The sequence below is a fragment of the Streptomyces sp. NPDC094143 genome (assembly GCF_040303825.1).
In the GTDB taxonomy this organism is placed as follows: Bacteria; Actinomycetota; Actinomycetes; order Streptomycetales; family Streptomycetaceae; genus Streptomyces.
Genome location: NZ_JBEOTZ010000083.1, coordinates 1 through 10,790, shown reverse-complemented (window position 1 = coordinate 10,790; position 10,790 = coordinate 1). Strand labels below are relative to the sequence as shown.

Annotated in this window: 15 protein-coding genes and 1 pseudogene; 8 read left to right on the top strand and 8 right to left on the bottom strand. The window is 68.4% G+C overall.

Features of this window, described 5'->3' with window-relative positions:
* Window positions 1-182 (bottom strand): hypothetical protein (locus ABTZ58_RS39250; protein ID WP_351368041.1); only part of this gene is annotated, 182 nt, incomplete at its 3' end.
* A gap of 583 nt (window positions 183-765) precedes the next feature.
* Between ABTZ58_RS39250 and ABTZ58_RS39245 the strand changes: the two genes are divergently transcribed.
* Window positions 766-1,008 carry a hypothetical protein gene (locus ABTZ58_RS39245; protein WP_351368038.1) on the top strand — a complete coding sequence of 81 codons (243 nt, stop codon included), beginning with the start codon at window positions 766-768 and terminating at the stop codon, window positions 1,006-1,008.
* 105 nt (window positions 1,009-1,113) lie between these two features.
* On the opposite strand, the gene ABTZ58_RS39240 is transcribed toward ABTZ58_RS39245, so the two are convergent.
* The gene (locus tag ABTZ58_RS39240; RefSeq protein ID WP_351368035.1) at window positions 1,114-1,488 is read right to left on the bottom strand and encodes a VOC family protein; all 375 of its coding nucleotides are present in this window, start codon (window positions 1,486-1,488) and stop codon (window positions 1,114-1,116) included.
* Between the two features lie 112 nt (window positions 1,489-1,600).
* Between ABTZ58_RS39240 and ABTZ58_RS39235 the strand changes: the two genes are divergently transcribed.
* Entirely contained in the window at window positions 1,601-1,993 is a 393-nt protein-coding gene (locus ABTZ58_RS39235) for a winged helix-turn-helix transcriptional regulator (protein WP_351368032.1), read from the top strand.
* A gap of 546 nt (window positions 1,994-2,539) precedes the next feature.
* Window positions 2,540-3,025: a cold-shock protein gene (locus ABTZ58_RS39230; RefSeq protein ID WP_351368029.1), complete on the top strand. Its 486-nt coding sequence runs from the start codon at window positions 2,540-2,542 to the stop codon at window positions 3,023-3,025.
* Window positions 3,026-3,101: 76 nt separating this feature from the next.
* Here ABTZ58_RS39230 and ABTZ58_RS39225 read toward each other — a convergent pair.
* Together ABTZ58_RS39225 and ABTZ58_RS39220 are read right to left on the bottom strand one after the other, a co-directional pair.
* A pseudogene (locus tag ABTZ58_RS39225) lies at window positions 3,102-3,364 on the bottom strand (AAA family ATPase); the annotation flags it as partial.
* A 201-nt stretch (window positions 3,365-3,565) separates the two neighbouring features.
* Window positions 3,566-4,276, bottom strand: a complete 711-nt coding sequence (locus tag ABTZ58_RS39220; RefSeq protein ID WP_351368026.1) for an HAD family hydrolase — start codon at window positions 4,274-4,276, stop codon at window positions 3,566-3,568.
* A gap of 384 nt (window positions 4,277-4,660) precedes the next feature.
* Between ABTZ58_RS39220 and ABTZ58_RS39215 the strand changes: the two genes are divergently transcribed.
* Window positions 4,661-5,284, top strand: coding sequence for a ScbR family autoregulator-binding transcription factor (locus tag ABTZ58_RS39215; RefSeq protein WP_351368023.1), 624 nt, complete (start codon window positions 4,661-4,663; stop codon window positions 5,282-5,284).
* A 243-nt stretch (window positions 5,285-5,527) separates the two neighbouring features.
* Here ABTZ58_RS39215 and ABTZ58_RS39210 read toward each other — a convergent pair whose 3' ends face one another.
* Window positions 5,528-5,833: a hypothetical protein gene (locus tag ABTZ58_RS39210; RefSeq protein WP_351368020.1), complete on the bottom strand. Its 306-nt coding sequence runs from the start codon at window positions 5,831-5,833 to the stop codon at window positions 5,528-5,530.
* Between ABTZ58_RS39210 and ABTZ58_RS39205 the strand changes: the two genes are divergently transcribed.
* Window positions 5,792-6,145 (top strand): hypothetical protein, encoded by a 354-nt coding sequence (locus ABTZ58_RS39205; protein WP_351368017.1) that lies wholly within the window; start codon window positions 5,792-5,794, stop codon window positions 6,143-6,145. The two genes, ABTZ58_RS39210 and ABTZ58_RS39205, sit on opposite strands and share 42 nt — an antisense overlap.
* Before the next feature lie 369 nt (window positions 6,146-6,514).
* On the opposite strand, the gene ABTZ58_RS39200 is transcribed toward ABTZ58_RS39205, so the two are convergent.
* Window positions 6,515-6,688: a hypothetical protein gene (locus tag ABTZ58_RS39200; RefSeq protein ID WP_351368014.1), complete on the bottom strand. Its 174-nt coding sequence runs from the start codon at window positions 6,686-6,688 to the stop codon at window positions 6,515-6,517.
* Window positions 6,689-6,745: 57 nt separating this feature from the next.
* Here ABTZ58_RS39200 and ABTZ58_RS39195 point away from each other — a divergent pair, with 57 nt between their 5' ends.
* Window positions 6,746-7,342, top strand: coding sequence for a TetR/AcrR family transcriptional regulator (locus ABTZ58_RS39195; protein WP_351368011.1), 597 nt, complete (start codon window positions 6,746-6,748; stop codon window positions 7,340-7,342).
* A gap of 46 nt (window positions 7,343-7,388) precedes the next feature.
* A complete protein-coding gene (locus ABTZ58_RS39190) occupies window positions 7,389-7,547 on the top strand; it encodes a hypothetical protein (RefSeq protein ID WP_351368008.1) in 159 nt (52 codons plus the stop codon).
* A gap of 630 nt (window positions 7,548-8,177) precedes the next feature.
* On the opposite strand, the gene ABTZ58_RS39185 is transcribed toward ABTZ58_RS39190, so the two are convergent.
* Together ABTZ58_RS39185 and ABTZ58_RS39180 are read right to left on the bottom strand one after the other, a co-directional pair.
* A complete protein-coding gene (locus tag ABTZ58_RS39185; RefSeq protein ID WP_351368005.1) occupies window positions 8,178-9,272 on the bottom strand; it encodes an alkene reductase in 1,095 nt (364 codons plus the stop codon).
* Between the two features lie 210 nt (window positions 9,273-9,482).
* Entirely contained in the window at window positions 9,483-10,448 is a 966-nt protein-coding gene (locus ABTZ58_RS39180) for an NAD-dependent epimerase/dehydratase family protein (RefSeq protein ID WP_351367998.1), read from the bottom strand.
* 70 nt (window positions 10,449-10,518) lie between these two features.
* Here ABTZ58_RS39180 and ABTZ58_RS39175 point away from each other — a divergent pair.
* Window positions 10,519-10,790: type 1 glutamine amidotransferase family protein (locus ABTZ58_RS39175; protein WP_502996214.1), on the top strand; the 272-nt coding region annotated here is incomplete at its 3' end.

Below are 10,790 nucleotides of genomic sequence, written 5' to 3'. Positions count from 1 at the left end.
AGGTGCACCGTGGCGGTGCCCGACCCGGTCACCTTGTTGACCTTGAACGGGTTGAGCGTCGCGTGCAGCATGATGGCCTTGTCGTGGCCGGAGGAGTCGTCGGCCACGGCCGCCGGGGCGAGCGCCACCGCGGGCGCCACAGCAGCCAGTGCGGCGAGCGCACAGGCAGTCTTCTTCGTCATTCGAGTCTCCACTGCAGAGAGGATCGGAGCGGCCTGCTCCGCCGCACGGGCACGGGTTCCGGCCCAGGGGAAGCCACCGCTGCTACCAAGCAACGAACCTGCCTGCCCACCCGCCCCCGCGCCATCGCAGCCAGCCCGCTACCGATCCGTAACTGTCGTCACCAACCGTGCCCGAAAGGCCGGATGAGACCCACCAACACGTCTGCTAACTGCTGATATAGCACTGGGTGACAGACGGATGCGTGATCCAGCACGGCACGCGGCATCTGTACGGCAAACGGGTGCCGACACCATTGTCAACGCACAGCCGAGGCGCTCTCTGCGATCGGCAAACACCGAGACGGGTCCGGATCCGTACCCGTCTCGGTGTGGTCGGGTGCTCCAGTTGGCCACTTTGAGCGTTGCAGTTGGCCACAGGGCCGAGTCGGCCTCGCGGACTCAGTCGCGACGCGAGCTTCACCGCAGAGACGAGCAGGATCACGGCCAGGACGGGGGACAAGTGCCAGGTCCGAGAACGCGCCGAGGGCAGCCCGCCCAGCGTCGCGCCGGCGATCGAGCCGCAGACCATCACCAGGGTGAAGCGGTGGTCGGCGCGCAGTACCGCGAAGCGGCCGTCAAGGCTGTAGCGGGCGAAGGACCACCCCCGCATCCTCGACGCCTTCAACCACGCGGCCGGACCCACCACGGGGCCAAGGACGTCTGCGGAACCCTCAGCCACGAACTGCTGCCGAAGAACGTCGCAGGCATCCGCGCCAAGCCGAAGCACCTGGTCAAGCTCGGCATTCTCACCGAGTCCGACACCGGCGACTTCGCCAGGAAGCAATAGCCGACACAGCCTCCACCAGCGGCCTTGCTCCCACCTCGACCAGAAACGGACATCACCTCACGACCCGTCCACTGAGCATTCCTCTCCGAAGGAGCCGGCCGACACCTACGCGCCGAGTACCTGACGCCGCACCTCCGGCTTCCATTCGACGTACTCGGCCTCCACTCCGCCCCGATGACGGGCGTAGAGGAAGCGGCCGGTTGCGCTGGTTGCCTCCTCCGTTGTGATCTCGGCGCCCGCCTCGTCCAGTGCCGCGCGCGCCTGGTCCAGGTCGGAGACGATCACTGTGGCCGTGGCGTGGGCATACCGAGCGCGTTCCTCGGCAGGTCCGGCGATGACCAGGAAGTCACCGATGGCGGCGAGCTCGATCTCATCGAAGGCGAGGTGCAGGTCCGGACGCGTTCCCGACAGGCGCTCCAGCAGGGGAAGGGTCGTGCTCAGGTCGTCGGCCCAAAGGCGGGCGTACGTCTTGAGGATCATCGTTGCTCCAGGGGTCCGTTCAGGCTGCCTCAGTCTCCAGCAGATACGGACTAACCGTAGGAGAGTAAGCTCCGAACTGGAAGACCGCACCTTTCCGTGAGAGGGGCACCTCGTGGTAACCAAGCACCCCGCCCGTGATCCGGCCGACATGGATCTCACCCGTGCCGACTCGCTGGCCCGTGAGATCTTCGCGGGCGTGGCCAACAAATGGGCGTTGTTGCTCATCAACGTCCTGGCTGACCGCACCCTGCGGTTCACCGAGTTGCAGACGCAGGTCGGAGGCATCAGTCACAAGATGCTGTCCCAGACACTGCGGCACCTCGAACGGGACGGGCTGGTCGACAGGACCGTTCATCCGGTGGTGCCGCCACGTGTCGAATACCGCCTCACCGAAGCCGGCCAGGCACTGCGCACCACGGTCAACGGTATGTGCGCCTGGACCCGCACCTATCTGGACCATATCGAGGAGGCTCGGCGCCGGTTCGACTCGGCCCGTGCGGTGTGATGTGACTGAAGGTGTTGTCCAGCGGGTCGATCTGCTCAACGGGAAGCTGCACATTCTTCAGCCCAGCTTCCATATTCGTAGCGCAAGTCGGGCCTTCAGGGAGGGCTGGGAAGTCGGCTCCGCCGCACTGGTTCAAGACATTGACGACCGGCAGCGCGCCGAGACTGCTGCTACCTGAACCGCTTTCGGCGGTACAGGCTCACCGAGTGCCCTAAGGCGGCCTTTCAGCCCGCAAGATCCTCCGCTTCTGGCTCAACCGAGGAGCGACGGCAACGACTTCACGCCCATTCACCAGGCTTATCACGGTACCGCCGTATTGACCGGCGGAGCTGACGTCCGGGGCAACACCAAGTGCCTCACCGTCGATCGCTGCAACGTTCGCCACCGCGAGCTGGTGGATGTTGTGCTGAGGGTCCGGGCGCCGGGTGTCTGCCTCGGGCGCCGGGCGTGCGCCGGTTGCCGACGTGGGTGCGTGGGCGGAAGCTGGGTGAGCCCCCCCGGTACTGAGTCGCTTGAGCGTGGGGGTCTTCTGTGCCCAGTGGTGTGGTGAAGTGGTTCGATCCCGAGCGGGGCTTGGGCGTCATTGCCCAGGACGGCGGCGGCTTCGACGCGGTCGCCTACCGTTCGGCGGTTCACGGTGACGCGGAGCCCGTGCTGGTCGCGGGCAAGCGGGTGTGCTTCGACGTCACCCGGGACGCCGCCGGTGTCCGGGCCGATAACGTCCGCCCTATGACCCTGGGGTGCTGTGCGCCGGCAGATGGGCCGGGAGGTGTCACGGCTGCGCGGGAACGAACAGCGAGGCTCGCTGAGACGGCCCCTGGGATCGATGCGGTCGGCACCTGCCGGTACGGCTTGCAGTCGCGGGAGGTCGGCGCCGGGGCCCGGCAATCGCTGATGCGGAAAGACGCCTTACCGGGGCGTGCCGCCGTGTCGTGCAGGGATGAGCTGGTGAGGGCGCTGCGGGCGGGGTTGGTCGTTCTGGCTGTTGTCACGATCGCCGTCTTTGCCCTGTCGATCGCCGCGGCACCGTGAGCCGCCCGCAGGAGCCGGGCAGGGCCGTCCTGCCCGGTCGCGGCGACTGCTCCAGGGCTGCGGTAGCGAGCGCCGCTCTCATACGCTCGCCGAGGAGCGATCTGCCGCGCGGGGAGGAGTTGCGCCAGTCGTGGGAGCCGCCGTAGGAGTCCAGACCGAATGCCTCCGCATGTGCCTCCACCAGGGTCGACTTCCCCGAGCCGTTCTCACCGACCAGAAAGGTCACCGGTGCGGTGAACTCAGCCCTTCGCCGAGCGGCTGACGGACGCAGGGCGCCGACCGAGGCCAGGATTCCTCCTCGTACGAGGAGAGATGCGCATGCGCGCGTTCGATGATCATGCGACCAGTGTCACCTGGACTCGGAACGCGTACGTGCACCGTGTCGTCAACGTCAGTACCTCGCGCTGTTGTTGCCGGGGCCTTGGTCGGTCACGCAGCCGATCTCATGCGTTGCGTGGCGGTGCTCTTCACGACTTCGAGCTGCACTCCGCACGTTCGAGTCGGCGGCGAGCGCCTGGGGTTGCCGGACTCGGCGGGCCGTCAAGGTCCTTGCGTCTCCCGCGGGCTGCCAAGCGCGTGGGCCCAGGCCAGCAGTTCGGGGGCATCCAGCGCCGGTAACCACGCGTCGGCCCGGGTGGCACCGTCGCCCTGCGGCCGGGGACCGACGCCCAGGACCCGCAGACCGGCCCGGCGGGCCGCTTCCACACCGGTCAGGGAGTCCTCCACCGCCAGCGCCCGGTGCGGGGGGACACCGCAGAGCCGGGCCGCCACGGCGTACACGTCGGGGTGCGGCTTGGGGCGCACGCGGTCCCCGGTGTCGGGGACGACGAGGTGCTGGAAGTGTGCGAGCAGCCCGGCCCGTTCCAGGCTGCCTTCGACCACGACCCTCGGGCAGTTGCTGGCCACCGCCAGCGGTAACCGGCCGGAGAGCAGCCGTACGATCCGGACCGCACCTGGCATCGTCACCGGTTCGTCGGTGACGAGTGCCAGGAAGTGGTCGAGAAGCGCGGCTGTCAGGTCCTCGGTCAGTTCTGGTTTGTGCACGGACTGCGCCATGAGCCGGCCGCAGTCCTCGTAGTGCAAACCAAGGGCCTGCTCCGCGAACCCGGGCGGCGGCTGGAGCCCGTGCTCCCGGAAGGCGCGGCTGCGAGCCTCCTGCCAGTGGCGTTCGCTGTCCATCAGGGTGCCGTCACAGTCGAAGATGACGGCTTCGGGCGACCAGTCGAGCAGGTCGTGGTTCGAGGTGGTCACTGGGGCCTCCCATGCCTTCGCATGTACGCATGCGGCATCTTCCGTATCCGCGAGAAACGGAAAGATAGTTTCCGCTACGTTATTTCCGTCCATGCAAATCGGGCAATAACCCTTTTCGGTGACTCGACGGGTGCCAGAAACAGGCGTATGACCGTGCGGCGGCGTCAGCTGTGACGCAGCCGCCGAGACCGCCAACACCGCGTGCGCGCAGGCCAGTTGTCACGCGTGCTCGGCCGCGCGGGGCCCGGAGCGCCTTTCGTCCGTTACCACTCACACGCGTTCGTATTCGAAAGAACTGCGTAATTACCGCACGAAAGCGCCTGTTTGGACTCCGGGCGTGCGCTGGCGCACTAAATTCATGACTGGCATGCAAACAGAGCGAGGGTGGACGGAACGTTGCAGGAACGGGCGAAGGCAACCCGCAGATCACTGTTGGAAGCGGCGGCCCACCTGTTCGCTGAACAGGGATACGCGGCCACCAGCGTCAACGACATAAGCGCAAGGTCGGGCCGGACCAGCGGCGCGGTCTACTTCCACTACACCGGCAAGGAGGGCATCGCCGTCGCCGTCGTCGAGGCCCGGTTCGCCACCTGGTCTCAGCTCGCTGCACGCTACGGAGACGAGACGGTCCCCCCGCTCGAACGGCTCGTCGCCCTCAGCTACGACATCGCCCATTCACTCACCCGGGATCCCGTGACGCGTGCCGGCGCCCGTCTGTGGGCCGAACGCACCGTCATCAAGGCCCCCGTTCCCGATCCCTTCGCGCTGTGGACCGCCGCCACCACGCGACTGCTCGCGCAGGCCCGGCTGGCAGGGCAGGTAAACGAGCGCGTCCGCCCCGCCCGCACGGCCCGGACCATGGTGCGCGCGTTCTTCGGCCTGTGCACCCTCACCGAGGTCCTCGAGGGTGCGACCGTCCTCGACGACCGCTTGACCGACTGGTGGCACCTGACCCTGCCCTCCCTCCGGCCGCAACCGTCCCGCGGGAACCTCCCGGCAGGCCGGTGACGCGCATGAAGCTGCGATCGCGGATGCCGCGGGCGTCGAACTGGGGTGATCGACCGCAGTGGCGCGAGCCCCCATCGACCCCATCGATTCCGTGAGGTACCCGGCTGCCCCCACGGCGGCCATGAGCAGGAACAGGACGTACCGGATGCGCCGGATGCCGCGGTCGGGGCCGTAGCGTCTCCGTCTTCGCCTCCTGCCGCCTTTCGGGTCGCTGGGCCTCACGAACCGGCGGCGGTGTCGGGTTCAGCCGCCGACGTGGATGCCGGGGCGGCGGTCGGGGTCGGGCTCGTGCTTGCGGATGATCTCGCGCGTGACCGGGGCGGTGTCCCCGCGGCCGAGGAGGAAGTAGCGGAACATGTGCTTCAGAGGGCTGCCTTCGGCCCAGGCGAAGTAGCAGTGCGGCCGCACCCCGGTGGCATTGCGCAGTGCGAGGAGGATGGCGGCGATGGCGTTGGGCGCGGCCGGCGCCTCGGCGCGCAAGATGCGGAAGCCGTCGACTTCGACCCCGTGGACGGTGAGCGTCTCGCTGAAGTCGGACGGGTCCACCACGTCGATCTCCAGAAAGAGCACGTCCGCCAGGCCCGGGACCGGGTTGGTGCCGCGCTGCTCGCGTTCCTTGGCGGAGTACTCGGCTTTGTCGCCGGCCTGGCGCCGGTTGGCGATGATGTGATCGAGTCGTCGTGGGCGAGGCTGTCGGCGATGAACCGGCGGGCGTCCTCGTCGAAGACGATGCGATCGGCCCGCAGTTCGGTGGTGCGCGCGACACGCGAGATCAGCGACACGGTGACGATGCCGAGGATGAAGAACCCGGAGATGGCGATGCCGTCCGGTTTGTCGATGATGTTGGCGCCCAGGGCGTAGAGCAGGACGGCGGTGAGCAGTCCGAAGCCGACGGTGGCCACGCGCCGGTGGTTCCGTGCGACGAAGACGGTGACGGCGAAGGCCCCGGAGACCATCATCGCCAGGATCCCGGTGGCGTAGGCGCCGGCCTGAGCGTCGACGTCGGCGTCGAAAGTGATGGTGGTCAGGATGCACAGGGCCGTGTAGACGATCAGGACCGGGCGCACCGCACGTCCCCACTCGGGCGCCATGCCGTAGTCGGGCAGGTAGCGGGGAACGATGTTGATCAACCCGGCCATGGCGGACGCGCCGGCGAACCACAGGATGAGGATGGTGCTGATGTCGTAGACGGTGCCGAAGGCCTCCCCGACGTGCGCAGCAGGGCCACGGTCAGGGCGACCTCATGGCCGTGCAGTGCGGAGGGGAAGAAAGGGTCTCGACCACGTGGACGGAGGCGTCCGCGGTGGACAAGGCGATGGTGATGATCCAGGAAGTGGCCACGAAGCCGAGCAGGGCCAGCACGAACAGCTTGCCCCACCAAAACGGCAGCAGGTCCTCCAGCATGGCCACCGATCCCGCGCCGTGTTTGGGTTGTGCAACCCATTCGACTAGACTGGCGGCGTGACGTTGACCCGTAAAGGCCAGGCAACCAGGGAGCGCATCCTCGAAGCGGCGACCGCGCTCATCGCCCAGAACGGCGTGGCCGGCACCAGCACCGAGGACGTGCGCAAAGCGGCCGGCATCAGCGGCTCGCAGCTCTACCACTATTTCGACAGCAAACAAGCCCTGATCAGAGCAGTCATCACACGCCAGGCCGAAGCACCCCTCATCCCCGGCCAGCCACTGATGGGGGCACTCGACAGTTTCGACGCCCTGCGCGCCTGGGCCGATGCCGCCATCGAGAGCCAGGAGCACAACAACGGCCGCGGCAACTGCACGCTGGCCACCCTGGCAGGCGAGCTCAACCCCACCGACGACCAGACCCGCGAAGACCTCTGCAACGTCTTCCAACGCTGGCAAGCCCTGCTTCACGACGGCCTGAAGGCCATGCGCGAACGAGGCGACCTGCACTCGACGGCGGACCTCGACGAGCTCGCCCTGGCCCTGCTCACCGCACTGCAGGGCGGCACCCAGCTCAGTCAGACCCTCCGCACGACCCAGCCCATGCGCGCCGCGATGAACGCCGCCCTCGCCTACATCCAGACCTTCACCACCTGACATCACGACAGCCTCGGGGCGACACGCAGCGCACCCCCTCAGGGGCATGATTCCCGTGGGGCACGGCGCGGCGGCGAAGCTGTCCACAGTGGACGGCAAATCCACCGGGCAAACGGCCTTGGTGACCGGCGACATCGCCCGAATCGGCAGCCCGAGCACGCGACGTGCCTTGTCGCTCGACGACTGGCTGTTCGAGGCCCAGTAGTCCGCCACGAAACGGGAAGCCGATGGCCGCCTTGAGTTCTGACATCTCCAAGGCGATGGTCTGCCGCCGGATCCCATGCCCCGGCTCGGCGCGGTAGCGATGTCCCGGGTGCGAAGACCGCTCTGCGCCCCGGCATGGAACAGCTCGCCGGCGGGCGCCTGGTCGAGAGCGAGGACGAAGAGGTCGGCCAGGTCGCCGACGTGGACGTAAGTCCAGCGGTTGTCTTCGGATCCCATCGCGTAGGGCACGGCCGTCAGCTTCTTCGCTGCCCCTGGATCATCCAGAACACCGCGCGCTCGTCCCCACGTCCGTAGACGTTGGGTGGTCGCAGCACGATGCCGCTGACACCAGCGGCGCCGAGCACGGCCTTCTCGGTGTCAAGACGCTGCTGAGGATGACCCCGTCGACCCCCTTGACCCACAACGTCGTGGTCGGCTTGCAGCAACCGCTCGGCGATGACACCGCCGGTGTGGCCAGTAGAGCCCCGTCAGGAAGACCTTCATTCCACCGTCCCTTCGCGTAGTCATCGATGTGCGACGCCCGTTGGCAGGTGCGAAAAGGCGGTCGCGGCGTGCGAACTCCCCACCGGCATTCGTCTCCGCACCTGCTTCTGGACGGTTGGTGAGATCGCTAGCCCGGCACGCCGGCTTCGTCGTTGAGCGGAAGCGGCGGGTAGTCGATGTAGCCGTCGTCGCCACCGCCGAAGAAGGTGCGGCGGTCGCCCTGCGCGAGCGGGGCTCCGGTGGCGAGCCGGTGCGGCAGGTCGGGGTTGGCGATGAAGTGGGTGCCGAAGGCGAGCAGATCGGTGGTGCCGTCCTCGATGAGCTGCAGCTCGCCGGGGCCTGTCGGAGTGGAGCCCGTGTCGGGGTTGAGGATGAGCGTGTTCGGCCACGCCGCGCGGAAGCGCTTGGTCAGGTCGCGGCCGGCGCGCTCGGCCAGGTGCAGGTAGGCGAGGTCGAGAGCGCCCAGTTCCCGGAGCAGCGGCATGAACGTGGCGCCGTGGTCGGGGTCGTCGTTGATGTCGTTCACGACGGTGCCGGGCGAGATGCGGATTCCGACCCTGTCGGCGCCGATGGCCTCGCTCGCCGCCCTGGCCACCTCGACGGCGAACCGGATCCTGCCCTCCGCTGAGCCACCCCACCGGTCGTCACGCCGGTTCGTGTGCGTCGAGAGGAACTGGTGGATGAGGTAGCCGTTCGCGCCGTGCAGCTCGATGCCGTCGAACCCGGCCGCAACGGCGTTGCGCGCGGCCGAGGCGTAGTCCTCGATGGTGGCGAGGATGTCGTCCTCGGTGAGCTCCTTCGGTACGACGAAGTCCTGCATTCCGGTGTGGGTGAACAGCTGTCCCTCGGCTCGCACGGGCGACGGCGCGACGGGGACCAGACCGTCGGGCAGCAGGTCCGGGTGTCCGATGCGGCCGGAGTGCATGAGCTGCGCGAAGATCACGCCGCCCTCGGCGTGCACGGCGTCGGTGACTGTTCGCCAGGCATTCACCTGCTCGGGCGAGTGCAGGCCGGGGGTGTCGGTGTAGCCCTGCCCCTGCACGGAGGGCTGGGTGCCCTCGGTGATGATGAGTCCGGCTCCGGCGCGCTGCGCGTAGTAGGTGGCCATAGACCGGGTCGGCGTCCCGCCGGGGGCACGGCTCCTGGTCATGGGGGCCATGACGATGCGGTTCTTCAGCGTCTTCCCGGCGAGCTGATACGGCTCGAAGGCCTTGGCGGGCATGGCGGTTCCTTTGAACGATCTGGTTCGGGGATGGTTGTTTCTCCGCGCCGGAGACGGGCAGCAGCGCCTGGTCTGCGGGATCGGCGTACGCGGCGGGCGACAAGGTGATCTTCACACTCCGCCGCTTTCTGGGTTGATCAACCCATTAGTATCGGACGCCTCTGGTTGTGCAACCCGGTCGAGGGATCGCGGAGCTCGGGGAGTGGGTGGCTAGGTCGCGACGCGGCCGACGAGCCGGTCGACGAAGTTCCCGGTCGGCGTGGCGGCTGCGGCGAGGGTCTCCCGCAGGACCGCGTCCAGTGGTGTCGGCCGCACGCCGAGGACGGCCTCGGTCTCGGTGGAGTCGATGACATGCGGGTTCTCGTTGCTGTACAGCAACTCGACGAGCTCTCCGAACAGCGGCTGCTGTGGTGCCAGGGTGAGCAGCTCGTCGCGGTCGATGCGGCGCAGCTCGGGCGCGGGCATCCCGGCCAGCTCGGCCACCCGCTCGGCCAGCGCCCGCACCGGCAGGGACGACGTGACCGGCACGTGCCAGGCCCGGCCCCACGCGCGGTCGTCCAGGCTCGCGGCCACGAGCGTGCGGGCGATGTCCTCCGTGTAGCTCCAGCTGTGCGGTACGTCGAGGTCGCCTGGATAGGACGCGACCTCACCCGCCAGTGCGGGACCGAGCACGAACACGGCGAACGAGCCTGCCAGGCCCGGACCGAGGAACCCACCGGCGCGCACCTCGGTGACCCGCGCGCGGCCCGCTTCGTGCGAGGCCAGCGCGTCGAGCCACATCCGCGCTCGGACACGGCCTTTGACCGTGGTGGCGGCCATCGGCAGGTCCTCGGTCATCGGCCCGTCGACGGGACCGTACCCGTAGGTGTTGCCCAGCATCACGTAGCCGGCCCCGGTCCGTTCCACGGCGGTCAGCAGAGCCTGCGCCATCGGCGGCACGTCGACGGCCCAACGGTCGTACGCGGGGATGGCGCAGTTGACCACGACGCGCGCCCCGTCGACGAGTTCGGTGAGCCGGTCGGTGTCGGTGATGTCGGCGGCGACGCGCTCGATGAGCGGATGGTCGGCGCCGCGACCGCTGCGGGTGATCTGACGGACTCGCTCGCCGCTCTTCGCGAACTGACGTGCAGTGGGGAGACCGGCCGCGCCGGCCCCGGTGACAACAACGAATGACATGCCCTCACCCTGCCGAGCGGTGCGGGGTTACAGTAGTGGCTGGAATGCCATAGATCCGGAGGTTCGGGCCATGCACCGTATCGTCGTCATCGCGGTGCCGCCGGTCACCGCCTTCGACCTGTCCATTCCAGAACTGATCTTCACCCCGGTCGAGGCCGGCGGGCGGCCTGCGTACGACATCCGGGTCTGCACGGCGGAGCCCGGGATTTTGCGGTCCGGCGGTGCGTTCGACGTGTCCGTCCACAGAGGGCTGGAGGCCGTGGCGGAAGCCGACACGGTGATGGTGACCGGTGGAGCCGGTCGCGAGGACGTCCCGCCGGCCGTCCTGACCGCGCTGCGCGA